We start from the raw sequence: 26,510 nt of genomic DNA, 5'->3' as shown, positions 1-26,510 counted from the left end.
GATGGCGTGCCGTTAAGAACGCGATGGACCCCGGCGTGGGAACCGATAGTGCAGCATGAATCGCTTGGTGAAAGAATGTTTACGACAAGCATGCTCCGTGAGGCAACACTCGGGAATCCCAATCGAACCGTCCGCATATACCGCTCGGATCCGAATTACTACCGGATGACTTCGTTCTCGATGTTATCATCCAATGGAATTACCCCTGGTCCCACTCAATCCGACTTCATGAACCGCCTCATCAATACTCTGTATGTACGGCTGAGAGAAGAGGTCGCATCGGGGCGACTTACCGCATACGACTACATGACAGTTCCCGGAAATACCGGGATGATAACCAGTTTTGATGATTGCAAGGAAACTGCGTTGATGCGGGGCGAGGAACAGGCCCTCGACGTTCTCACGCGAATGTCGGTCGGCATCTGGCCGTATCATCCCCGACGTTTCCCTCTTTCGCCCGTGGGAAAATAGAAGCATATTCAGTCCGCAAAGGCGGAGTGATGATTCAACTGAGCACCCGGAGTTCGTCCTTCACCCTGCTTTAGGGCTATGAAGAAGGGCGACCGACAGGCCGCCCTTCTTGTGTTCGACTATGAAAATAATACTGACGCGACGTGCCGGGCCGCTTCGGTCGGCACGAGATCTTTATTTCACGGTCAGCGTCAACATCTTTACGCCATTTCCCTTCTTCTCGATGGCGTGAGCAACTTCCATACCTTTGACAACCTTCCCGAACACCGTGTGTTTACCGTCAAGCCAATCACAACCATCCTTCTTGGTGACGATAAAAAACTGTGAACCGTTTGTATTGGGGCCGGCATTGGCCATGCAGATAGTTCCGTATCCAACTTTTGCTTTCAGCTTGCCGTCCTTGTCGAAACATTCATCTTCAAAACGATATCCGGGTCCGCCGGAACCAGTTCCCATAGGGTCACCACCCTGGATCATAAAATCTCCGATCACCCGGTGGAAGGTCAATCCGTCATAAAACGCACGTTTGGTTTTCTGGCCTGTCTTGGGATCTGTAAATTCTTTGGTGCCTGCGGCGAGACCCGTGAAATTGGCAACCGTGACCGGAGCGATCTCGGGCCACATTTCAATTTCCATTTCGCCGAGTTCGGTTTTCATGATGACCATGGGTTTTTTTCCCGCTTTAGTGTTGGAGGTCGACGCTTCGGTTTTGCCTTTCGAAGCGGCTTTGTCTTTCGGTGTCTTCTGTGCCTGGGCGGAGCCCGCGATCAGAGCAAGGAGGAGCAGGGGAAGAAGAAGCTGACGCATAGTGTCTCTCGCAATTGAACAAGATGAACTGGTAAAGTTCCGCAAACTACTTCACGGGGAGAATGCGAGGCAAGGCGGATCGTGAGTATCGCGGTTGCGCGAGAGAACGTGTCCTGTTGTATTTTCCAATGGATGAACACATTTGACGTCGGAGGAAGCATGAAGCACGGATTCTCAGTTGCCATTGCCATTGCAGCCCTCTCGTGCTGCGCCAGCGGTGTTGCAAACGCGCAGTTGACCGTATCGTTTCATTCACCGGGATACACATACAACAGGAACGCCTTTCGTTACGATCCCACACCGTACCCGCTTACGATAACGGTGCGTAACACCGGCACAGTCGCAACGCAGCCAGTATCTGTCCGCATTGCTTTTTTTGCACCATTTTCGCTCGACAGCAGCGAAAATTCATCAACGATACGCCCTGCAAGTCCGCAGGTCCTGGCCCCGGGTGATTCACTGCGTCTGACGTATAAAATGATTCACCCTCTATCGCTCACACCTTTCGTACAGAGGGTGCGTTTTTTTGTGAAGCGCGGTGCGACCGATTCAACACAGCACAATATTGATGTGATGATTCCCGCGGCCGAGCCTGCCGAGCTCTATGCCGCCTTATCGCGCGATGTCTCACTCATCGCGCGCACCGATTCACTTGGATACGAGGACAACCCTTTTGAGGTACGCCTGCGGCTCTACAACAACGGCGGGACGCGTGCCGACAGTGTGGTCGCCCGGTTGCTCCTACCGTCGGGCTGCGTCCTCGATCCTGCAACCCAATCAAACCCAATCATTCTTCCACAGCTCCAGCCAGTGCCGATTGGAGACGTCCGAATGGATCTCGTGTGGACAGTCCGTTATACATCGGCCACACGAGTTGCGCAACAGGATTCCATCGTCGCTATCGTCACGGGTCGCACAATTGCAGGTGGACCATTGCAGACGCGGCACAGTCGTAGTTTCGCGGCCGATGGCCTCTCTCCGGCCTACACGATTACACTTGATGCGCCGCCGGCTCTTCAGTTCGATACGGGGACCGTGTACTCCCCATACCCACTTCCACTTCGGGCACGCATCACTAACACGGGATTTCAAGATGCGGATCTGCGACAATTGCGGTTGTTTATAACGGGTGAAGGAGTTGTTTCTCGGCACGATACCGTGCGTAGTCTGCATATGCTTCGTCCAGGTGAATCGGACACGCTCGAATGGGAGCTTGACGTGCTTCGCGGGCGTGTCGCGCGTGATTTACTGTTCCGTGCGGAGGTGACTGATGGCGATGCCGAGTCACGCAGCGCTGAAACGCGAGTGCAGGTGCCCGGCAGGGATTTCGGACTCGTGCTCACGGACATCATCGTTCCAGACACGGTAGCATTACGTCCTGATGGGACCGAGTATGTGAACCGAAGCATAGATGTTCGATTCAAGGCCTGGAACACATACTGGGGCAACGTTCAAATCGTTCAGACGCGAGTGAGTCCCATCGGCGTGGGCGTGTTTCCAGCGGGCCCGGTTCTCGACATGCCGAATTCATTCCTAATGCCCGACTCCGTGTCGCCGGAGTATCTCGCCACATTTCGTATAACAGGTGGTGCTTCAGAGTCATCCGTCTCCTTCGACATCGCCGTCATATCCTCGTTGGGCGACACTGCTCGCGCTCGGCGCACGGTGCGCATCCCCGCGTTGACACCGCGTGTGCGTCTGGACCATGAAGGTGTCGATTCTCTGCAGATCGACACAGGAACTCTGACATACACCCCGAATCCATTCGAGCAGCGCTTCACTTTCACAAATGCTGGATCAACACGTGTACATCTCGATTCAGTCGCCGTGAAAATCCTAGGTGACGGGGCGGCTCGACTCGGGCCGCCTTCACTCGTCTATGATGGCGATCTTGAACCGACGCAGGTATTCTCGCGGGTGTGGAACGGGCAAGTTGAGAAACGCACCGGAGCACGCTACGTCTCGATGGTCGCGACGGCGTTTTATGAAGGAAGACGTACGATCAGTGACACCGCGCGAATCTTTGTGCCTGGATTCGAGCCAACGTTGCGCATCGATATCCAAGCGCCCACCGCGGTGGATTATGACAGCATTACCATCTACAGGCCCACACAAATCACACTCGTGACAATTGCGCGCAACACAGGCCCGATTGCGTTCGTTCTTGATTCACTGCGGCTCTTTCCTGGTGAGCCATGGGGACCTGTCACGACGGGCGCACAGCGTGTTGGTTTAATGCTTCAGCCGGGAGATAGCACGCGTGTAGTCTGGCCGCTCGAATTTCTCGCCTCGTTGCGGTCCGATACGACAAACAACGTGACACGTGTTGAAGGATATTTCGACACCGCTCGGAGTGCATTCTCACAGCACTCAATCATGATTCCGGGAAGACCCACCGAATTACGGATCGAGAGCATCCGGATTCCGGCGGCGTTGACGGTGCGGAGCGACGGGAGCGACTATAACGAGAACCCTCTCGTGACCTCATTTCGCGTGTATAATGACGCGTGGGTCGTACGGACACTTACTTCCACCAAGGTCGAACTCGGAGGCGGATCTGGTCTGACTCCGCGTACTCCTCTTGAGCGGATACATTCATTGAAACTGTCACCCTTCTCATCGTCGATGGAGATGGTTGATACGTTTCATGTTGACCATGCACAATTTGCGCGACAGGTCTCGTTTCGCATCTACGCAACGTCGACGCTGAACGGCAATGCTTACGCTCAACACATGACGAGTATCCCCGCCATCATACCATCCGGTGTCGACCCTGCGAGTGAGGATGTTTTCCGACTTCGTGCGGTATATCCGAATCCTGCATCATCACAACAACCCATACAGCTTGAGTTGGAAGCATCCACGCAGAACATGATTCGACTGGACGTGTATTCCGCGTTGGGCGTGCGGGTATATCAATCCAATGACATTGAGCTCACCCAAGGCCGATCAGTGATGCCGGTATCGCTCAGGCAGCCGGGGATGTATCTGTTGCGGATCAGTGCCGGATCGAGGTACATCACCGCCTCGATACTTATCGTTCGGTAACACACGAAGCAGGTTCCAATGCAGTTCCAGATTTCGCTCCCTTTTGTCCATACAGAAGTCGAACTCCATGACGCGGTTGCTCAACGGCTCGGATCGGGGGGCGCATACCGCGTGCTTAAGCGCAGCATAGATGCTCGGCAGCATTGGAATATCAAAGTCGAATACAGCATCAGCAGTGATACTGCCGATCCGGCCGATGAAATTCGCTCACAGCTACGGCAGCAGTCTGCGCGGCTCCAACAATATTTCGGCAACTCGACACGGCCCGTACCGGTAGTGGTCGGAAGCGGACCGGGAGGTCTTTTTTGTGCGCTGTGGCTCCATCTGCACGGCTTCTCTCCAGCACTTCTGGAACAGGGGCCACCGATGCGCGAACGAGTTCGTGATATGGCGCGCTTCATGAAGCGCGGCGAACTCGATCCATATTCCAATATCTGCTTTGGTGCCGGTGGTGCAGGGACATACAGTGATGGCAAGCTCATCACACGGATCCGGTCGCCTTACATCGCGTTCGTGATGGCCACGTTTGTCGAGTACGGAGCCCCCGAGGATATCCGGACGACGTATAACCCGCATCTTGGATCCAATCTGATCCGGCAATGCATCACCCGTCTTATCGATGCACTTTCCTTGCAGGGGGTGGACGTTCGATACAATACCCGTCTGCACGATTTCCAAAGCGCTGCCGGAGCGATCACACATCTTATGCTCCAGAACACCAGGCCGTCGAGAGGTAGGACGGAAGAAGAGATGGTGTTGGATGTGGGAGCGGGGCTGTTTCTCGCGTGCGGTCATTCCTCACGGGAGACGTATGCCATGCTCCGCACTAAAAGCGTGGAGATGGAAGCGAAGGATTTTGCAGTGGGAGTGCGGGTGGAACATCCCGCCCGCGCGATCAACGAGATGCAGTATGGGGCAGCATATCAAGAAAAGTACCCGGGTATTGAAACGGCGCAGTACAAATTGGCCAAGACCTGGAAGGATGAAGATCGTGCGGTGTACTCGTTTTGTATGTGTCCTGGTGGGTATGTTCTGAACGCGAGCACCGGAACCGATGGCGTTGTGACAAATGGCATGAGCAATCATCTGAAGACGGGACGCTTTTCAAACGCGGCGATGGTTGTGAATGTCTCGCGAACTGATCTTGCACGTCTCGGATATGATGGACCCGACGCCTCGCTTCAGTTTCAGAAAGAGATTGAAGAACGATTTCGCGCTGCGAGCAATACCCAGGGACGCAGCAACATCGTACCATCGCAGCGTCTTGCGGATTTTCTCGCGGGCACAGCTTCGAAAGGCGCTCTTCCCACATCGTGCCTCAATCCAGTTGCCCCGGTGTCGATACACGCACTACTTCCTGCATTTATTCTGGATGCACTGCGCAAGGGCTTGCCCGTATTTGATCGCAAAATGCGTGGCTTTGCCACTCACGAACATGCTCAGGTTTTTGGTGCAGAAACACGCACCTCGTCACCGTACAGAATTCTGCGAGATGCCACCCAACTCCATTCAACAACGCATCTCAACCTTTATCCCGTGGGAGAAGGCGCGGGTTATGCTGGTGGGATAACCTCCGCAGCCGTTGATGGGATCCGGTGCGCGCAGGCGTGGATCGGAAGATTTATCGAAACGGCCTGCTAGCGAAGGACTACAAGCTGTTTCGTTTCGGAAAAGCCGTTAGTAGAGAAGCGGTAAAAATACCTGCCTGCGGGAGTCTGACAGCTGTTCCATCGCGCCATGTGTGTTCCGACATTGCGCCAGCCATCGGTGATGACATCAATCCTGCGCCCGCCCGAATCAAATAACTCGATGGTGGCACGGCCGGCATTCCGCATCCGATATTCGATGATGGTGCTTCCGCGAACAGGGTTCTCGTAATTCTGTCCGAGTACAGTCGAGCCCGGTTCGCTCGGTACATCCGTGGAGGAAGGCCCGTAGTCGAAAGGTTCGTTCACAAGATGATAGCGCGGTTCCACCCCGCCATTGTAGTCTCGTGTAAGGTACGGACATACGAGCGGCGTCCGCTCAAGTTCCGAGAGTGGCGTCAGGCGCATATCATCCCCTTCCCACACATAGATCGGGACTCGGGATGGATCGAGCACCGACAATAAACCGCGTTCACGGGCGATATGAAATAGGCCGAAATTGCCAGGTTCGTGGCCGCCGAGCCAGTGCCCTATCACATCGACACGAAAGGCGTCCGTACCGAAGATGATCATGTTTGTGAGGAAGTCTTCGGCCATATCGCCGCTCCCAGGGCCAGCATTGAAGCCGTCTCCGTTACGCCCGTACAATCCTTCGATCACATGAAGACCTGCACCCATCGCACTATGCGAATCGCACGTCCGCTGCGCCCAGGTCTCCATGCCGAATCCCCCCTGCGCGTCTCGTCCAGGTCTGTCCCAGCGTGGCAGTTTTGCCGCGAGGTGCGAGGCGAAGCGGGTTTGTACACGGGATTCCAAGTCGCCTTGAAAATGACTCCGAACTGTTGATGCATGTTTGGCCGTTGCGTCAAGTCCCTCGCAGAACCGCACGAGTGGGCTTATTACGGTCCCTTGCAGATTTTTTACACACAGCGTCATACCCATCGAGTGGGTTTTGAATTTCGAAATATTCAGAATCCATGATTCGTCATGATTGAAGGGGTGAAGGAATCCGATACGTCGGAAGACAACACCATCAGGAATATCTCTCCATGTCACGTCCTCGGGTGCGAGAGTATCGAAGGTGACCTCATGGAGTTTTCTTCCGGAGGGCAGATCCAGCAAATGTACGCCACTCCGTCCGGCGACACCTTCCGCATCTCCGACCAGCCGTTCCCCTGGACAATACCCGTCTCCCAGCCAATTACCTTCTCGCATGAACACATTGTCCATACTCAATCCGACGCCTCTCATTCCCTCGAGCACCCCTTCCAGGAACGGCATGTCTGTTCGTATGCCCATACCATCGGCGCTGCCACCTGTTCCACCGGTACAGGTGAGGTTCGGTTTCAGCGCAATCGCATGCGAGACCGGAATGCCGCCTGAGTCACTGAGTGAAAACATACGCGACGCAAACGAGTGTCCCGCCTGGAGCTTTTCAAGAGCATTCCGCTTGTCGGTCACCGCAGTCTTCATGATGAACACCGCCTCGGGGTGTGCCTCGACAAATGGATGCAGTCGGAACCACGAACCCTGGGACCGCCACATTCCGGCGGCAGACTGACGCAAGTCGAGGAATGCCGCAACGGTGCCAGCACCAGTGAGCTGAAGAAATGTTCTGCGACGCATAGCGGAACCTCATATTGGTATTGCCAAACAGAACCTGCGTACGTATGAAACCTAGCTATGAAAACAACCAACTGCAATCATATACGCGCGAGCGTCATGAACTTTTCGATTCTGCGAAGTCCCTCATCAAATCGTTCCGGCGGGGGAAGCAGGCTCAGGACGATGTGACTTCCGCAGTTAAAATCGAAGAAGAAACCCGGATGGACGAGAACATCGTACTCCGAGAGAAGTCGGAGCACCAAATCCTCCTCATCAACGTCATCATCGATGTGGAGAATGGCGCTCCATCCAGCATCCGGGGGCGAGACGCGCGATGTTATGAACCGGGAACTCGCACGCGTCAGGGTATCCAGATTTTTCATGCACCGCTCTCGGATTTGTGCCTGTACTCCGCCAACATCGTGCAGCAAATCACGAGCTGCCTGCTGTACCGGAGTGTTGACTGACAGGTACGTGTCCGCGATGAGGTCGAGTCGCTCAAGCGCGGTCTCAAGTAGATCGGTAGGCCCTGCGCTCGCGATCCAGCCAAGTTTTAGCTGCGGGAGCGCGAGCATCTTTGATAATCCGCCAAGGGTGAATGCGAGTGCGGACGACGTTGCGTCGAGCATGGATACTGCGTCGTGCGGTATTTCTGGGATTGTTGTCGTCAACGGGTAGAAAAAGAATACTTCATCCGATATTATCGCCATGTCGCGCTCGGCACAGAATCGGACGAGTGAATCCGATTCCTCCCGCTGCAGGTAATTCCCGGTAGGATTGTTCGGATTGATGACAACAATCGCTTTGCAGTTTGGTGTCCATGCATGTTCGAGGGCAAGGAGATCAATGCCCCAGGAGTCGCCGTCAGCCCTGCGAATCGGATAAGGAATGGTCTCGACGGCCTCCATGGCGGCGAGGTGCTCGACGAGAGGGTATGATGGCGAAGGCGCGAGTACCGCGTCCCCTGGCTGTGTGAGAAGCTTGAAGAGAAACGAATAGGATTCGCTGCTGCTTGCGGTCAAATGTATGCGGTCTGGATCCATGGCCAATCCGCGAGTGCGGAAATATTCCGCAACCGCCATGCGTGTCTCAATTGCACCCCGCGGGTGGGGCTCATATCGCAGAATTGCAGGAGATGAGAGGGCGCGGGTGATATGGTCCTCAGGATAGTGGAAGCCCACAAGCGTGGGATTCGATTCAGTCAAATCCAATACACCAATACCCTGTGCGCGTTTTTGTGCAAGGAGTGCTGCCAGCGGATTGGGGGAGAGATCAGAGGGGAATCTGAGTTTCATCGGTCTATAGTTTTGCTGCGGAACACAAAGTCGACATTGTCCGCAAGTTCGATACCAGCGGAAAGTAGTGCCTGTGGCAAATGTACTGCACGAATCGCGTGTACGCGACTAAATACCACCGTAAGACGGTCGCGTCGCGTCAATGAAATTCCTCTTCATTGACGCACGCGGCCCGACATTCCTCCCTACGGAGCGCTAACCGTCGCGAATCCCGCCCCGGCTGAGCGTATGCGGCCACTATCCCCAACCGATACGGCACAACAGTTCTGTGCCGTATAGATACGGGCGTCCTCCCCCCAAGGGGCAACACACTTGACTCTGCCGTTGAATTTCACGCGGTTATGCATACGAGGTCGAATGTACAACCAACGGAAGCCCGTGTACAGCGGGAATGAGCAAGTGTACCATTCTGCGGATATCTGTTCGGTTATACCGAGCAGCCGTGGAGACGGATTTTCGCCTTTAGCGCATTCCCAACTGCGCGATAAACTCCTCCCTGCGTCGCACCGAAACCTCCAGCTCTTTGCCGCTGCTCATAATAACGTATCCTCCCTTGCCTCGGACGTAGCGTCGGAGATGTCTGAGATTGATGCTATGGGAATGATGTATGCGGAAGAAGCCGTGATCGGCAAGCAAGTCATCAAATTCCTTCAACGTTCTGCAGATGATATGAGTCTCGCCTTGGGCGGTCGAGCACGTGGTGTAGTTTCCCTTGGCCTCAAGGTCGACGATTTCATGTACCGTCACAAAAATGAAACCGTCGAGAGTGGGAAGTGCGATTTGAGTATCTGCTCCGGTTGTGGCCGCAAGATTATCGTGCAGTAAGCGCAGTTGTGACGAGTGTGTTCGAATGGCTTGAGAGGTTTCACTTGCACGTGCCACGGCGCTCACAAGTTCATCGCGCTGGATAGGTTTCAAGAGGTAGTCGAGCGCGGAGAAACGAATGGCGCGGATGGCAAACGTGTCGTGTGCCGTGGTGAATACGACCTTGAATGTAACCGTATCGAGTTGCTGCAAAAGATCGAAACCGGTTCCATCGGTGAGCATAATATCGAGGAAGACCAGATCCGGGGAGCACACCGGCAAAGTTCGCACCGCTTCTTCCACACTGCCGCACTCAGCAACCACGGTAACTTCAGGGCAGTGCTTCGCAAGAAGGTGTTTCAACATCAAGCGACAAGCCGCTTCATCATCGACGACCGCGGCACGGAGAGCCGATCCCGGCGCAAGCGGGTTGGGCTGTGTGAGTGCTGTTCCCTTCGCTGCCGTCATTCTCACATCCTTGTTCTTGTCCATCCCGAAAAATACGCGATTAACCTTTCACTCCAGCGTGATGCTCCGAAAGGGATAACAGTGAATCTGAACAACCGATGGTCGATGGAGAATGTACGCAGAGGCGGCGCACGATTCAAGCGCGGGTTGGAGGGTGATCAATTTTATCGGCGCCATGCCGGGCGAAGCGTCCCGCTTCACGTCCGTGCGAATGATCGTCTGTGGGCCACGGCCAACCGCCGAATTGTGTACGCTGGTATTCGTCGAAAGCTTCGCGGATTTCTTCGCGCGTGTTCATGACAAAGGGTCCGTATTGCACGACGGGTTCGTCGATCGGCCGTCCCTGCAGAATAAGGACTTCTACGTCCGATTCACCGGTCGCGTGGAGCACGGATTCCTGTGCCGCCTCAAGTTCCGCCGAGTGGTAGAGTGGAATCTGCATTTCATCAACACGCAAGTCCTCGCCATGAAAGAAGTACAACATACGCCGGGCGCCGACCTTTGCTCGCGGCAAGACGCATCGCGCGCCGGGCGATAATCGTATTGTCCAAATCGCAATGCCGGCTTCGACGTGCGATGCGTACGAGTGTGGTGGTGGCGGTAGTGGATCAAGATCGTCAAACGACCCGGCAATGACAGTTATTTCCACTTCAGCACCTTGCCACGATGCATGGAGTCTGGGGATGTTCTCGCTCCAGAACATGGAATAATGCGGCTCCGCGAATTTGTCGACAGCGGGCAGATTCAACCATATCTGAAACAGCTCCACTGGGTTGTTTCGATCACGCTGCAGGAGTGGGAACATTTCCGCATGAAGTATTCCTTTGCCGGCGGTGAGCCATTGAACATCACCCTCGCCATACCTTCCAGCGCCACCGAGCGAATCCGAATGATCAAGTAGACCGCGTCGGACGATTGTGACCGTCTCGAACCCGCGATGCGGGTGTTGCGGAAATCCCGGTATGGTCTGTCCGTGATACATGCTCCAGCCATCTTTTCCGGAAAAATCCTGTCCGAGATCCCTGCCGGCTAGAGAGACTGCGGGACCGAAATTTTCATTCCCGGCGGGAAAAGTGTCTCTATGGTGCACGCAGAAAAGAAAAGGATTCAGGGTCTGCCAGGTGAATGAGAGCGGGACGAGGCGAAGAACAGGCATTGGACGACTTTCACGAAGAGTATAAGGTGGTTGTGCCCAATGATACGGCCTGCGCAGGTGACAAGGAAGCTGAATCACCAGAGATTTCCTACCCGTTCAGACATCACGAACGATCAAAGATCCAAATCTTGTCTATGATCGAGGGCGAAACGAAGGAGTGCGAAACTTCCGTGCAAGTTCAATTTTGCGGCGATATTTGCGTGATGCCTCTCGACAGTCCTGGGGCTGATCGCAAGTCTTTCAGCGATCTCGCGCGTTGAGAAATTGTGTGCGACGAAGTGGAGCACGCGACGCTCCATCGACGTTAGATCCTCAAGCTCCGCGCGTTGCTGCCTGCCCGATTCGTGTGGAAGCAATCCGCGAATCACCGGAGCGGCGATGGCGGGGCTTATGAAATAGTCGCCTTCAGCCGCACGTCGTATACCCCGGACAATATCCTGTGCCGCGCTGTCTTTCAGGATATACCCGAGGGCGCCTGATTCAATCGCCGAGTGGCAGTATTCAAGATTGTCAAATGCGGTGAGTATGACCACTGCTGTCTCTAATGATGCCTCGCGGATCATACGCACGATATCGATTCCGCTAAAATGCTGCATCATCACGTCAACGACCGCTACCCGCGGGGAATGCGCTCGTACAGCTTCCCACGCCTCGCGCCCGTCGCCTGCTTCCGCAAGGACGCGCATGTCACCGTCGGTCTCGATCAATTCCCGCAAGTCTCTCCGCGCGATAGGGTGATCGTCGGCGATGACCAAGGTGATGGTCGGATCAGCCAGCATGATATTTCTAAGGTGAGTGCCATTCACAAAATACGGTATTCAACTCGGATTCTCCACTAAATTTTTCCAAATACATGGTGGAATTCCGGAACTGATCATGTGTTCCGGCACGCTTGATTTATCCCCCGAGCAAAAAAAGAGCCGCCGTTACCGGCGACTCTTTTCATATGGTACTCCCAACGGGATTCGAACCCGTGTTTTCACCGTGAAAGGGTGGCGACCTAGGCCTCTAGTCGATGGGAGCAAAGGTCTCCAAATATAGGAATTTGCAGGGTAAGATTCAAATTCGCACTGCTTGGGGCTGGGTGTCTATATGCAGATTGACTGGCCCCGAAAGACCGGAGACTTCGTGTTCGCATCGATCTTCTTTACGAGAGAAAGGGCGGCACGGACACCGCCCTTTCTTTGTCAACGAGCTAGCTAGGGGATGAATGTAAGGCCTATTTGGAATTGCGTGCTGCTCAAATCTTTCTGCCCGGTGTACAGCATTTCCTTGAAGTTGATACTCTCGTGCTTGAGGGCCAGAGAGAGTGCGAACCTTTTCATCGGGAAAATGTCAACCGCAACACCTGCGTTCCACGCCAGAGTGAACTGGGCCTCGGACTCGAGTGCCCCTCGCTTCCCGTCGGCATATTGCGGTTTCCGATTTCCCACCCCAAGGGCTCCGCCGATGCCCGCCATAATATATGGTCGAACAGGGAAGTTGTTAATCGGTGAGAAAGAACCGCCGATGGTAATTGGGATAACCATCGCCCAGATATCGGATTGAACAGTGGGATTCACGGAATTATCGCCCTGGATGCCGACGGCGGTGTAGCCGTGATATCGAGCACCGGCAGCCACGTCGAAGAATATAGCGGTCCACAGTTTATTGCGAACGTGCAGATCGAGACTGTGCCTGACCTCATTGGTAATACCGGAGAAGGTAATTGCGGGAGTTGTTGTTGCGTTCACTGCCGGTTTCACTGTCACTCCGGGGGCAGATGCCGGTGTCCAGAATCCATACCGTATGGATCCATATTCTTCGGGGACCCAGAGCGTCCGAAGAATGAGATAGCGATCCATCTGATCAAGAATGTTGTTCCGACCGCCGACCGCCGCCTCATAATCGTCAGTACTCATGGAGGCATCCTTGAGAAATTGACGTTGTGTCGCGAGAGCGTAAAATGTGCGCATGTTGGACACATGTGTGGAATCGGCGTCTTCCTGCAGCGTCCGGATCAGATCGCGTTCACTGGCCTTCAGGCCTTCCGCACGGACGGCATCCGGCGTACCTTCATAGCGGAGAAGGCGCGTGATGGCGAGATGTTCTGCCGGCGCTGCATCATCCGGCAAGAGCGCAGCCGCACGCTCAAATTCCGCTGAAATCGACTCGTCCTTCGGAAGGGACTTTGTCACATCTGCAACACGGAGACGCGTATTCCCGAGCAGGAGCCGCGCGGAGGCGCCGTTTACCGGATCCTGCGCACGGCCAGCGGTATTGAGATATGACGTGAAAGCATTTTCTGCAGCCCGATAGTCTCCGACGGCAAACAGAGCTGTGCCAGTGACAAATCCGGCTGGAGAACCCGCGATTTCGGTCAGACTATTAAGCTCACTCGTCAACTGCATCCACCCAACCTCACCAGGTACAGTCCGAACTTGTACCCAACCGGGCTCGCGCGAAAGGAACAGACCGTTCTGCCCTCCCGGGAAAGTGCCGACGGAAGCTGCACTTTCGCTCGGCGCGGCACGGAGAACGATGCCGGCTGAAAACTGCGCATGAAGCCGTTCGAGTATCGGACGATTCAGCAGCATTGATTTGAAGTTGACGTGATCTGTGAGAGGGCGTGCGATAAGCTCGCCATCCGTCGTTGAGTACACCAGCGAGAAATCGCGCACAGTCTGAGGGGGTACGGGCGTGAGCCGTGCGTGTGCAACCACTGTGACTGTGTCACCTTCAAAATAGTATTCACCCCAGACAACAAGCGTCGCCTTTTCGGCGAGCCCAATTTCATCGGGTGCAGCGTCGTTCAAGGATACGCGTTCCGTCTCGCCTTTTGTTGCGCGAGCAAGCACGCCGCCCATATCCCTCATACCGGAAACAAGTTCCGTCGCGAATACACGCGCCAAAGTGTTTCCGAGGTAATTCGAATCGGGACTTTCAAAATCCATCACAACAACACGAAGATCGTTGCGGGGCAAAGTAGTCGGTTGACGTAATTCCTGCGCGCGTACCGATGCGAGATGGAGCACGCATGCAAGGATCATAGCAGTAAGGGAAACACGCGAAGTATTCATGACGTTATTTCCCCACCGGTGTCAGCTTGCGTGCAGGATTGTCCTGATCGAGCGCCGACAAAGCAAGCTGGCAATCGCGTTGCAATAGATCAGGGAGCGCGCGCAGATCCTTCGCGTACTTGAAACACTTGCGGGCGAGAGGAAGATTTCCCCGCTGAAGATGTGTTTTTCCGACGATGTATGCGGCGAATGCAAGGTAGGAGTCATCGACGCTTTCCTTTGCATCGGGGCGATAGATGATGTTACGAAGATCGCTGATCGGTTCTTCAACCAAAGACGCGAGTTTCAAGGAAGTCTTCAGCGCGCCCGCACTCTGGTCGATGAATCCCCAGAACACACCAGCAGAGTGCAGACGCTTACCCGCGTTTACAGCGGCATCGGCAGCGTTAACATCCTGCCCAGAGCACCAGCGTACGGCGAACTTGCTACCGCCGAGAAGTCCGCGTGCCGTGAGATCGTCGCGAATGGCATTGTTGAGCCGGAACGCGAGTACGTCTTGCATTTTCCTAAGACGGTCATTCTCGATGTCGGTCGATTTGAGGTCGAACATAAAAATAGTGATCGACCCTTTCACCGCCTCCGCGCATTGTGCCTGTGCAAACGCAACACTGCCTGCAGAACCGAACCAAGCCAACATGGGAAGAAGAAGAATGAACAGACGCGCTCGTCCCAGCAATTTTGGCCGCTGTGTCGGAGTCGCCGGCTCATGTGTATCATGATGCAGGTGATTCACGAAGGATCTCCGTAATTCAGATCGAGGGGAATGTGAAAAAGCAATATACACCAAGAAAAGACTAATTCCACAGAGCTGATGACATCCGCACAGGCAGGGGATGGAGCCGAGAAGCCAGTCCGCTGAATCGACCTCTCGTTATGCCTCTTCATTGATAGGCAGTGACACAGTGAAGGTGCTTCCGCGACCCACTTCACTCTCCACGACAAGATTGCCTTTATGTCCCTGCACGACTATGTCGTAGCTTATGGACAGGCCGAGGCCCGTGCCCGATCCTGCCGGTTTCGTGGTGAAAAACGGCTGAAAAATTCTCTCGCGAATCTCGGGCGGGATGCCGGGACCATTGTCGCTCACGCTGATGGATACGGCGTCTGGACCGCGATGCGTGGCAACAGTAAGTGTTGCGTGATAATCGCGGCCGGCGGTTTGAGCATGAATGCGCATGGCATCGATGGCATTGTTGAGGAGGTTGAGAAAGACGCGTGCAATCTCTTGCGCGATGACGGTCACGTAACCCATCTGTTGATCGTAGTTCTTTTCGATGATCAGATTGAATTCCGGATCGTTCGCTCTTGCACCGTGGAATGCCAGCGTTACATATTCGTCGAGCAGCGTGTTGATTTCGGTGGGGCGTTTGTCGCCTGCCTTGCCTGCAGAGTGCAGAAGCATGCTGCGCACAATGCCGTCCGCGCGTTTCCCATGTTCCGCGATTTTCTGAAGGTTCAGATTCAGATCATCGAGGATCGGATCAAGAAATTCCCCTGAGTCTTTGACCAACACGTCGGCGTGTCCGTCTATTTCCTCACGCAGTTCCGTGATAAGAGACTGCGAAAGGTCAGCAAAATTGTTGACGAAGTTCAGAGGATTTTTTATCTCATGCGCGATTCCAGCCGTAAGTTGACCGAGGGATGCCATTTTTTCGGCATGAATCAGCTGTGTCTGCGTCGCCTGCAAATTGTTGTGCGCCTCCCGAAGATCGGAGTACGCCTTCTCGAGTTCCCGCGCCTTGTTGAGTTCCAACTCTTTTGCTTCGTTCTCGACCTGGAGGGTTCGTGCTCGGGCTTCGGATGCCTCGGCTTGGGCAGCAACGGCGCGGGCCTGAGCCTCGATAGCGCGAGATTGTTGTTCTGCGGCAGCGGCTCTCAGCTCCGCTTCGCGAATCTGCGCCTCGCGCCGCTCCTTTGCAATCACCCTTGCGCGTTGTAGGCGGTCGCCGCCAACAATGAGGAAGATCAGGGTGAAGGCATAGATGACGTAGGCGGTTGTCGTTTTATACCAGGGCGGAAGTACTGTGATGTGTATGGCGATTCCCTCGTCATTCCACGTACCGGCACTGTTGCGGCCGCGAAGGCGGAAGACATAATCACCCGGCGCGAGGTTAGTGTAAGTAGCGTATCGTTTCTGCGCGCCCGTGTGCGTCCAGTCGGGATCAAATCCTTCGAGCATGTAGGCGAAACCGTTTTTCACGGGATTTTCGTACTGCAGCACGGCAAACTCGAACGTGATGACATTTTGATCGTGCGAGAGCACTATTGCATCGGTTTCGGTGATGGCGCTCTTCAGAATGTTCGTGTTGTCACCGGGAATCACCGAGTTATTAAAGAGCTGTAGGTCCGTTATTTGCACGGAGGGTATGCGCATCCTTCGGTTGATATCATCCGGCTGGAAGGCATTGAGGCCGCGTTGCCCTCCGAAATACATGACGCCGTTCTCGGTGGCTACGCAGGCGTTCCTGTTGAATTCATTTCCCTGCAGACCGTCGTTGATATCATAAATGTTGACAACCGGGAGCCGGTCGCGTGCGGTTGTCGAGGCGGGAGCGCCCTCCTTCTCTACGGGCAGTTTTCGCAGAGCAAAACGGATCAGGCCGCCGCTCGCTGAGATCCAGAGGTTGCCCTGCGTGTCCTGCAGCATGCCGCGCACAATCGGAATCGGGAGTCCGCTTTCTTGATTAAACAGGCGGACGCGTCCGGATTTTGCATCGCGTCGATAGAGACCGGCCGCAGTGCCAATCCAAAGTGCCCCGTCTTTATCAACAAGCATCGCACTGACGGAGGCGGTCGCGAGGTTCATACCGGCGGTGTCACTGACGACGAGACCTTTGAATTTCCCGGAGCTTCGATCGAATGTCAGGACGCCTCCCCGCTCAGTGCCGAGATACATCGTGCCACTCTTGTCGATGAGAAGGGTGGTGATAAAATCGCCGCCCAACGAACCATCCTGGCTGATTCCGCCACGATAGGAAGTGAACGTGCCACGGACAGGGTCGTGCTCGATCAGACCAGCGCCCGCTGTACCGATCCATATCGCACCGTTTTCCGAAACTGCGAGTGCCTGAATATCGTTGTTGCCGATCGAGGCGGGATCGGCCGGATCGTTGCGAAACACCCGGAAGGCATTCGTCGTGGGATCGCAGGACAGCAAGCCGCCGCCCATGGTACCAAACCATAGGATCCCGCGTGTATCCTCGACAATGCTCATGACAGGCGCGCGGGCACTGCCGTGTATATCGAGCCGGTTAAACACACCGCTGCCAGGTGTGTAGTACCCTACAGCTCCCTGAATAGTTCCGATCCAGATTTTTCCGTTACGGCTACGACAGAGGGCGGTCACACTGGCTGCGCCCTCCTGCAATACTTCGTTGAAGGGATTGCGGTAGAGCGCGAAGAGAGCGGCGTTGTTCTGAAACGAATTTATTCCGTGGCCATCGGTGCCTATCCAAATCATTCCGTCGACATCCCCAAAAACCGTGGTGACGTCGTCGCCACTCAGCGATTGTATCGAGGCAGGGTCGTGACGAAAAGAGGAGTAGGTCCTCTTTTTTGTGTCGAAACGGAAAAGGCCTTCCCCCGTAATGCCGATCCACAAGGCACCGCGGTCGTCGCCGTGAATGCTCGTGACAGAATGTTCAGAGAAGAGTGTCTGTGAGCCAGTTGTGGAAAGCTGATAAGAGGAACATGAACCCGACTTCCGGTCGTATGAATGCAGGATTCCACTGACGGTACCTATCCAGAGCAAGCCGTCAGAGCCGACGTGCAATGCGGTGATATAGTCCTCGAAACGTGGCGCCTTTTTTCGATCAATGTTGATTCGCGTCCACGCTTTCGTCCGCGGATCAAAAGCGCTTAATCCAGTACTGGTCCCGACGTACACGACTCCATCAGCAGTCTGAACGATGCTGGTGACGCTGTTCCCGCCGATCGTCGCGGGATTCTCCGGATCGGCCGCGTATTGGACGGCACGTTTCCTGTCCGGAGATATTGCAGTCAGGCCGCTGTAAGATCCGACCCACAGGGTGCCCTCCGCATCTTCGAAGAGCACTTCGACACCTGGATCGCTGAGTTGTATGCCGTCTTGCGGTTTATCGGAGGAAAATCGATCGAAGGTGGTACGATCAGACCGCATCCGTGCGAGTCCGGCGTTGTCGGTTCCAACCCACAAAACTCCCGAATGATCAACGAGCAACGCGGTCACTTTGCCAGGCGGGAGAGAGTTTTCGATTTTCGGTTCATTCCTGAATGAAAGAAACGAATACCCGTCGTAGCGGGTGAGTCGGGTGTCAGTGCCGAACCAAAGGAAGCCCTTTTTATCCTGCACGATCGACGTCACCTTGTCGCTCGGCAGACCTTGCTCACGGGTAAGGTGACGGAAGAGGATCTGCTGCGCACCGAGGTCTGCACCGAACAAACAACATAGAAGCCCGGCAAAAGCCAGTCGCGTCAAGGCAACTCTTCCGCGATGGGTTCTATGTCTCCAATTGGATGACGCCTTCAAGGCGCTCCGCACGGGTTGATTCACGAATACAGGTTCCAGATGGGTGAAGGGTATTCGACTAGTATACAAAAAGAACGCACCTAGCACAATTCCCCCACTCCCCGCGCTCCACTCACGACCCTTCTCCAGACCGCAGGAAAACTTCGGATACCTCGAGCCGGTGATCGGAGCAACAGATCATTTGCGTATTTTTATCCGGTGCATCGGCTCTGTGTGACGGTGCATCTGTTTCATCCATCAACCGAGGTAACGGCGCGTGGGGCTTTCTTATAAACGTGCTTGGGCGATTCAGGAGGCAGGCCTCCTCTTCGTGATTCTTGTTCTATGCCTCTTTCTCACGTTTGCATCCGATTCCGTGAACATACGTGGAACGGTGGTGAACAATTTTCTCCGAGTCGATAACATTATTCCCAATGTGATCACACCGGTATCGTGGATGGCCATCATGGCCATCGGGGTAACCTTCGTCATCATCTCCGGAGGAATCGATATCTCGGTTGGATCCATCTTCGGCTGCGCCGCACTCGGCACTTGTGCGGTATTGCAGAACCTTCCTGCCGACTGCGGACCGGGGACCGTTCTCGTTGTGGCATTCATCGCCGCAATCGGTATTGGTGCAGTGTGTGGTGCGTTGAATGGTGGGCTCATCGTCAGCCTCGGACTTCATCCTTTCATCGTGACACTTGGAACTATGAGTGTTTTGCGTGGGCTAGCGCTCGTATCAGTGGAGACGAAATCGCTTCCCGCATGGGGCAAGGCACTTCCTGCCGCTTTCACCAGCGGATTCGTTTCGTTGGAGTGGGGAAGCGGGCCCTTTGCATGGGCACGTCTGCAGCCAGTCCCCATGCTTGTGATGGTATGCATCGTCGTGTGCGCCTGGCTTCTTCTCTCCAGATCGGTTGAGGGAAGGCGGATCTATGCTCTTGGAGGAAATGCCGAAGCGGCCCGTTTCAGTGGACTTCCCGTCAGATCCCTTACCTTCCGAGTATACCTGATATCGGGAATTATGGCAGGGCTGGCCGGACTCCTGTCCGCTGGCTACTACGGCTCGGCCAACACCGCAACAGGTGAAGGGTACGAATTGACCGTGATCGCCGCGGCAGTTGTCGGCGGTGCGAGCTTGTCCGGAGGGAGGGGATCCGCCTTGGGTGCGGTCCTCGGAGCGGTGGTCATCAAGTTGATTGAGAACGGGATTGATATCATCCAGAAGCTGGATCTCGGCTTCGTGATGATCACGGTTTCAAAGGAATACAGCAAGATTATCATCGGGTGCGCGATTATTGCGGCCGTGGCGATCGACCGTGTCAGCGATCATTTCAGACACCAACATCCAGCGGGTGTCGCGTCACTTATACGAGGTAAAAGATCATGATGTCGTTTCTTGGGCTCCGAGGAGCCGTGTGTTCTGTCGTCATTGCCGGTGCCGCTCTTATCGCATCATGCGGCGGGGAGAAAAAAAACACATCGGAAGGCCGTCCTGTCGTGGTTATCGGGCTCGTTGCGAAAAGCCAGGCAAACGCGGTGTTTCAGGCCGCCCACCGCGGGGCCCTCGATGCTGCCCGCGAACTTGGTCCGCGCTACGGGGTAGAAGTGGACGTGCGATGGATGACACCCCCGGAAGAAAATGCACAGAAGCAGGCAGATGCGATCGAGCAGCTTGCGCGAAGCGGTGCACAAGGAATCGCCGTTTCGTGCAGCGACGCCAATACGGTGACTCCCGCTATCGATAAAGCGGTCGGCCTCGGTGCACATGTGATGTGCTTCGACTCCGATGCCCCTAGGAGCAAGCGGTTCTGTTATTTCGGTACGGATGATCTGCGGTGTGGCGAAGCAGTGATGCGGCGTCTAGCCGTTGAGCTGGGTGAGAAGGGAATGATTGCGATTCTCGCGGGAAACCAAAGCGCGCCCAATCTGCAGGCGCGAGTCGAAGGAGTGCGCGGGGAACTCGTGAAGCATCCGGGCATCACCCTGGCTCGGAATGGGATCTATTATCACGCGGAAACGCCAGAACAGGCCGCCGAGATGGTGAATCGTGCGCAGTCGCTCAATCCGGAAATTTCGGGGTGGGCGATGGTAGGCGGTTGGCCTTTGTTTACCAAGGGGGCTCTAAAGTGGCCTGCAGGATCGGTTAAAGTCGTCGCGGTCGATGCGCTTCCCCCACAGCTCGAGTATCTGGATTCCGGCCATGTGCAGGCTCTGCTCGCACAGGACTGCTACGGTTGGGGGCGACGCGCCGTGGAGATTCTTCTTGAGCGAATCGTTCGCAACACAACACCCGCCTCCGTGCGTATCGTTGATACACTCACGGTTGTCACCAAGGCGAACGCGCGTGATTTCAGGGAAAAATGGAAGTCGTGGCTTAAGGACTGAACCACGTACCCAACGAAGTCATCCTATTTTTTTGAAGTAAATGTGCGGAAGTACCCGCATTCCCTGATGATGTCCTTGTAATACTCCGTGGTTGCATACCGATCTCGGAGAAGGGTGAACCAGGTACCCGCGCGAAAATCGTCTGATGTTTCGCCACCACGGGTCATGAAGTAGATGTTCTGTTCGCACTTGGCAGCCATAAAAGCACAGCGGGCCTGGAATTCGGCATCGGTGGATCGCTGCATCGCCGCCTTATATGCGGACTCCGCGGTCGAACAATCCATGATCGCTGTGAGGTGCCCGTCGCGCACTGCATTCAGATCTTGCAGTCCGTACGGAAAAATCGCAGTCTCATACAGACGTCGAGCGTTTCCGAAATACGACATGTTGTAGATCCCGTTCGCAAGGGTGAACAGCCCGGCAGATGCCCGTGCGTGATCACGCTCGATCTCGCGTTTCAGCGCGACCATGCGTCTGGCAAAATCTGCCTTTGTGTATCGAACAGCCTGTGGCGCGGCGTGATCGCAGTCATGGCAATCGTTGATATGAATGAGAAAAGGATCACCGGGCAGTGTGTCGCTTCCAGATGCTGGGAATGAATCAAACATCTCTACGGCTTCCTCGAATCGATACTTGTACAGCAACTCCACCGCCTGCACTTCCACGATGTCCTTTTTCGAGAAGGGATATTGACCGAGCAGGAATTTCTCGAAATCCGTCTTCTCGGTTTTATCCATCAGGGCTAGAAGTGCACGTCGTTTTACGGGATCGCGATGGTAATCCGGTGCTGAGGCGGGTAACAGGCACTGTGCGCGCACCGCATCGCCTTGCGATTCGTAGCGCCTCGAAAGGCGTTTTAACGCCCAGTCATACACACGTTGTGCGCGCAGCCCGGCTGTGTGAAGCGAATCCCGCAGCCACAATAACTCTGGAACGATATCCATTTCGAAGGCGGGGTCGGGATAGGCGGCAGTTTCAATGCGACTCACAATCGAGATACTCCGTGCCTGTTCGGCGACGAGAATATCGTCTTGAGCCCCTATTCTGGCGCGGCGGAGGAACTCCGCTGCATCGGCGTATCTTCCTGCGATGACGCGAAGGTAGCCCGCGGCGAGATTCCACAACGGCGCCGAACGCACACGCGGTTCGACTGCCATACGATCGACAAGAGCGATCAATCCTGGATCCAACGCGCGCACCCGAAATGCGTAGTCTTCTTTCGTGCCCGGGCTACCATAGCCGAATGGATCGGGCATGAAGGATTCCTCGGCGATGTTGATTGCCCGCACAAGAAGAAGGTCGAGTAAATCGGAGGATGGATCAAGTGCGGCGATAGCGTTCATCGCCTCTACTGGATCGCCATAGACGCCTTGCATCTGCCAGAGCACCGCGCGTTCGCGTGGTGATGCAGCCCGGGCGAGACAACGCGTCCACGCAGCTCCCGATAGAGGATGATAGCCGAGATGCGATACCACTCGAAGGGTGGGACACCCTTCGCGGGCGCGCATAAAAAGGAGGTTGGCATCCTCGAAGCGTTTCATTCTGTGAAATGCGCCTGCCGCGTACGCCATCGCGCGCCATGCGACGCTTCGGCCCGGTGAGAATTCGCTCGCGCGATCGTGATACAGTTTCACGCATGCATCGTACTGCCGCGCATGGAACCGCAGGCGCAGCACCTGAAAGAGATATCGTGCACGCACGAAGGGATCGCGTGCGTTTGACATGGCGCGGAGGCCGGAGGATGCGAGCGCGTTCAGTGCGGTGACATCTGTGCGTGGATCGGGAGTGGAGTGTCCGACTTCCCACTCCCAGCCCGGAATGAACGTAGCGTAAGGTTCGCAGCGTTTGGCGTAACCGAGAAAAAACAGAAAGTCCCGTGCGGCGCGAGCGTCCCGTGCCTTTAAAATCGAATTTGAAGAGAGTGAAGCGGCCGCGGGAAAAATTGCAGTCCCCTGCCGCCGGATCAAAGTGTCGATCTGTCCGATTCGTGCGCCACCAAGCAGGAATGCAATGTCTGCAGTATCAACGTCGACACCGAGGTAATCTCTCCACTCTCCAACATTCACCTGTGTAAAGTCTGAAATGTTGTCGTCCTTCGTCATCTGGGTGTACAAGGTTCTAAAGCTTCGGAAGAAGGGCCTGTCGTACTCGGCACGGTGAAGCTCAGGGGTGAAAAACGAGTAGTGCAGCGACTCTTCGTCGAACCAGGCGCATGCCAGTGCCACAATGGACGCGCAGATAACGAATATGCTACTTGAAAGCGCGAAATACCGCGTCGATATCTGAGATTTCATAATGCGAAAGATACACAGAATCAGCTTCGAAGAGGGCTATTCGGCGCTGAGCGGGAGGGAGTTCAGCGGACGCAAGCTTGGCGGCTCGAAGGCACAGGTCCGGCGGAACCTCCTCGGATCTGAGTACGTCACCGGGCAACACAGATTCACCATGAAGCCAGACATGCCGGACCGCGGTGAACTGGCCATGCTCACCACGCAGCAATTCGGGGTGTGCCGACAGATCTGCATCGGAAAACTTGTTGATTATCCCAACGGGGTGGCCACCACGGAAATGCAGCGTCCAATGGAATATGGGCAGCGCGATGTCGAGTGCAAGCGGATACGTGTCGATATAATCCGTGTATCGGCGCGTTATCGCCTCATCGAATATTGAATTCTCGCCAGGCGCAGCGCTGATGCGTCCCATGTTATAGAACATCAACATCCCGCGATCGACAGGCGGAATGCCTGTGCGGTCGGGATATTTTACCTGATGCAGTCGTACCGTTGCCGAGAGAAGCACATCGCGCGCGTGCAGTCGACCACGTATGATGGAGGCAAATGTGAAGAATTTTTCACGTGTGCTTGGGGTCCAGTCGCAGTCGAGCTGAAATTCCTTGAAGCTGATTCCGGAACGGGAAGAAATCGAATCCACTTGGGAGAGAACTTTGCTCGCGATGTCGGGCACGTCTGCAAGATCAAGACGGCGCAGGGCCTCCACGGTGATATAGACAACTGGGACGATGATCCAACCTTCATCCGGGGCGCGGGAGAAATGGATCTGTCCGGTCGGCATCGGCTGTCCACCGGCCTCACTCCACTCGACATCGAAGAAACGTACATAGAGCACCCTGATGCCGTTTACCTCAAGATGAACCCTTGTGAGCGAATCAGGTGCGAATTCCGTTCTCCAATAATAGATGGCAGGCACAGTCACTGGCGCATCAGCGCCGCAACCCGCAACCAAGCACGCGGTGATGACGAGCAGCATTCGAAGCAGATATTGAGGGCTGAGGCGATTCATGGGACATCACGCGGAGTCTACAAGGAATTGGGCGTTGATGCAAGAAATCCGCCAACACAGCGAAACAAAGCAGGAGTTGCAGTGTCATTCTTATCGGCGGCCCGATGATTCCCGCTTGCTGCTGTCAGGATCTCCTCCGATGCAATGTCATCACTCTTTTGGAGCCAGCATTGTACTCGATACGTGCGCGCCGATCCACGGGTGTTTTTGATCGATAGTTCCAGAATCTTCCGTACTTTCCATCCCATCACCACACGAGGACATAATGAGAAAATCACTTGGTACTCGACGAATTGTTTTGGCAATGGCGTTAACCGTCTTGACGGTGCTTTCGGCCTGTCAGACAACTACGGGTCCAACCGGCGACCTGAGCCAAGGTACCGGCGGTAGTACAGGCGTTGGTGTTGTAACCGGAAAGGTTCTCACGATGTCGGGTTCACCACTATCGGGGGTCGAAGTCCGGGTCGGAACCCGGTCAACCTACACGAATTCCAAGGGCGAGTATTTTCTCGACCAAGTGCCTGCGGGGACACGAGTTCTTGTCAACTTCCGCAATGACGCCTTTGTCACCACGCAGAAAATCACGCCTGTAGTCAAGGGTCGTGCCACGTGGCTTGATGCGGCTATGCAAACCGTCGGAGTGAGGTCAACGTTGAATGCGGCGAACGGCGGTACGGTTACTATGAACGGCGGTGCAACGGTTCTGTTCCAGCCCAACGCACTCGTGGATGCATCTGGTGCTGCTTTCACCGGTACGGCGCAAGTAAAGGCCACGTGGTGCGATCCGTCGCTGACCCGATTCACGGAATGTTTTCCAGGCGAGTTTGCGGGTGTTCGAACTGATGGGTCAGAAACCAGTATCGAGTCGTTCGGTTTTGTAAACGTCGAAATCTTGAACGGCACCGCACCGCTGCAGCTTGCTGCCGGAAAGCCCTCGACGATCACCTTCCCCATCCCAGTCGCGCTTCGTGCACGGGCGCCGCAAACAATTCCCCTTTGGTATTATCACGAAGTGAAGGGGCAATGGATCGAACAGGGTAGCGCCAACAAAGTCGGCAACAACTATGTAGGCAGCGTCACGCATTTCAGCAATTGGAATTGCGATCAGCCGAACGCGACATCGTATCTCGAAGGCAGAGTTGTTGACGGTAATGGAAACCCGCTTTCTTTTGCCACCGTCAAACATACTGGCGTTGATTACACTGGTTCATCCAGGACTGTCACCGATGGAGAGGGTCGATTCAAACTCGCAGTGAAATCGTCGGCGACTGCGCGTGTTGTCGCGAATTACTACATCGTTTCTAGCGCTCCGAAGGATGTCCCAACTCCGCCAACCGGCCAATCTTCCGACATCGGTACCATCGTCATCCCGGTTGACACATCGTTGTTCTGTTCCATCATTGGTCGCGTGGTGGACAACGGCGGCAAACCCCTGGCTTACATGCAGGTGATTCTCCAGAATGATTCAGGGCGCCAAATCGACTACATCGTCACCAGCCAGGATGGTCGCTTCCGTTTCTTCGGCGAAGCCGGAAGGACGTATACGGTTGAGGCTGCGTGGTATGCCGATTCCGCCAAACAGAGCAAGACAGTGCAGGTGACCTGCCCGACAACTCCTGGTACGGTCGATGTGGGTGACATTAAGGTTGACATCGGCGGTGCGTACATCAGCGGCCGCGTTGTGGACGGTGCGGGTGCCCCCATCGCAAACACATACATTGTCGTGTCTGGAAATGGGTCGTCCGGAGGACAGAACAGAGAAACTCCGACAGGTCCAGACGGTAAATTTACTGTTTCTGTCCGACCGAATGTCACGGTGACAATGCACTTCTACGCAAACCAGAAATCCAAAACGCTGGACGTGACAACTCCTGCGCTCGGAGAGACCAAAGACATAGGAGATGTGACTGTGCAGTAACCACTGTCGCAATCGCTGCCCGTATCAATAACAGAACGACGCGGAGAAGAATCTCC

The 26,510-nt window shown here is 55.1% G+C and carries 16 protein-coding genes and 1 tRNA gene; 5 read left to right on the top strand and 12 right to left on the bottom strand.

Annotated elements, in window-relative coordinates; all coding sequences use genetic code 11:
- Nucleotides 1–645: 645 nt before the first annotated feature.
- Nucleotides 646–1,137, bottom strand: a complete 492-nt coding sequence (locus tag HY962_00930; GenBank protein MBI5645466.1) for a peptidylprolyl isomerase — start codon at nt 1,135–1,137, stop codon at nt 646–648.
- Between the two features lie 300 nt (nt 1,138–1,437).
- Between HY962_00930 and HY962_00925 the strand changes: the two genes are divergently transcribed.
- A complete protein-coding gene (locus tag HY962_00925) occupies nt 1,438–4,326 on the top strand; it encodes a T9SS type A sorting domain-containing protein (GenBank protein MBI5645465.1) in 2,889 nt (962 codons plus the stop codon).
- Between the two features lie 18 nt (nt 4,327–4,344).
- Nucleotides 4,345–5,967: a hypothetical protein gene (locus HY962_00920; protein MBI5645464.1), complete on the top strand. Its 1,623-nt coding sequence runs from the start codon at nt 4,345–4,347 to the stop codon at nt 5,965–5,967.
- Here HY962_00920 and HY962_00915 read toward each other — a convergent pair.
- From HY962_00915 to HY962_00875, 9 genes are all read right to left on the bottom strand, one after another.
- The gene (locus tag HY962_00915) at nt 5,964–7,598 is read right to left on the bottom strand and encodes a DUF362 domain-containing protein (protein ID MBI5645463.1); all 1,635 of its coding nucleotides are present in this window, start codon (nt 7,596–7,598) and stop codon (nt 5,964–5,966) included. The genes HY962_00920 and HY962_00915 overlap by 4 nt on opposite strands.
- Before the next feature lie 77 nt (nt 7,599–7,675).
- The gene (locus tag HY962_00910; GenBank protein ID MBI5645462.1) at nt 7,676–8,872 is read right to left on the bottom strand and encodes a pyridoxal phosphate-dependent aminotransferase; all 1,197 of its coding nucleotides are present in this window, start codon (nt 8,870–8,872) and stop codon (nt 7,676–7,678) included.
- A gap of 462 nt (nt 8,873–9,334) precedes the next feature.
- Nucleotides 9,335–10,144: a response regulator transcription factor gene (locus tag HY962_00905; protein ID MBI5645461.1), complete on the bottom strand. Its 810-nt coding sequence runs from the start codon at nt 10,142–10,144 to the stop codon at nt 9,335–9,337.
- Between the two features lie 136 nt (nt 10,145–10,280).
- Nucleotides 10,281–11,300: a pirin family protein gene (locus HY962_00900; protein ID MBI5645460.1), complete on the bottom strand. Its 1,020-nt coding sequence runs from the start codon at nt 11,298–11,300 to the stop codon at nt 10,281–10,283.
- A gap of 113 nt (nt 11,301–11,413) precedes the next feature.
- A complete protein-coding gene (locus HY962_00895) occupies nt 11,414–12,079 on the bottom strand; it encodes a response regulator transcription factor (GenBank protein ID MBI5645459.1) in 666 nt (221 codons plus the stop codon).
- A 168-nt stretch (nt 12,080–12,247) separates the two neighbouring features.
- Nucleotides 12,248–12,323 (bottom strand) — tRNA-Glu (locus HY962_00890).
- Nucleotides 12,324–12,499: 176 nt separating this feature from the next.
- Entirely contained in the window at nt 12,500–13,960 is a 1,461-nt protein-coding gene (locus tag HY962_00885; protein MBI5645458.1) for an SH3 domain-containing protein, read from the bottom strand.
- Nucleotides 13,961–14,363: 403 nt separating this feature from the next.
- On the bottom strand, nt 14,364–15,092 hold the full coding sequence (locus HY962_00880; GenBank protein MBI5645457.1) for a hypothetical protein: 729 nt from the start codon (nt 15,090–15,092) through the stop codon (nt 14,364–14,366).
- A 138-nt stretch (nt 15,093–15,230) separates the two neighbouring features.
- Nucleotides 15,231–18,815 (bottom strand): hypothetical protein, encoded by a 3,585-nt coding sequence (locus HY962_00875; GenBank protein ID MBI5645456.1) that lies wholly within the window; start codon nt 18,813–18,815, stop codon nt 15,231–15,233.
- 427 nt (nt 18,816–19,242) lie between these two features.
- On the opposite strand from HY962_00875, the gene HY962_00870 reads away from it, so the two are divergent.
- Together HY962_00870 and HY962_00865 are read left to right on the top strand one after the other, a co-directional pair.
- The gene (locus HY962_00870; protein MBI5645455.1) at nt 19,243–20,238 is read left to right on the top strand and encodes an ABC transporter permease; all 996 of its coding nucleotides are present in this window, start codon (nt 19,243–19,245) and stop codon (nt 20,236–20,238) included.
- Nucleotides 20,235–21,236 carry a substrate-binding domain-containing protein gene (locus HY962_00865; GenBank protein ID MBI5645454.1) on the top strand — a complete coding sequence of 334 codons (1,002 nt, stop codon included), beginning with the start codon at nt 20,235–20,237 and terminating at the stop codon, nt 21,234–21,236. Before HY962_00870 ends, HY962_00865 begins: the two co-directional genes overlap by 4 nt.
- 23 nt (nt 21,237–21,259) lie before the next feature.
- Here HY962_00865 and HY962_00860 read toward each other — a convergent pair whose 3' ends face one another.
- Entirely contained in the window at nt 21,260–23,461 is a 2,202-nt protein-coding gene (locus tag HY962_00860) for a hypothetical protein (GenBank protein ID MBI5645453.1), read from the bottom strand.
- Nucleotides 23,462–23,486: 25 nt separating this feature from the next.
- A complete protein-coding gene (locus HY962_00855; GenBank protein ID MBI5645452.1) occupies nt 23,487–24,536 on the bottom strand; it encodes a hypothetical protein in 1,050 nt (349 codons plus the stop codon).
- Nucleotides 24,537–24,801: 265 nt separating this feature from the next.
- Between HY962_00855 and HY962_00850 the strand changes: the two genes are divergently transcribed.
- A complete protein-coding gene (locus tag HY962_00850) occupies nt 24,802–26,454 on the top strand; it encodes a carboxypeptidase regulatory-like domain-containing protein (protein ID MBI5645451.1) in 1,653 nt (550 codons plus the stop codon).
- Nucleotides 26,455–26,510: the final 56 nt, after the last annotated feature.

It is taken from the genome of Ignavibacteriota bacterium, from assembly GCA_016218045.1.
Lineage (GTDB): Bacteria > Bacteroidota > Ignavibacteria > SZUA-365 > SZUA-365 > JACRFB01.
Note: the sequence above shows the minus strand (reverse complement) of the source record. Positions and strands in the feature narration are given on the sequence as shown.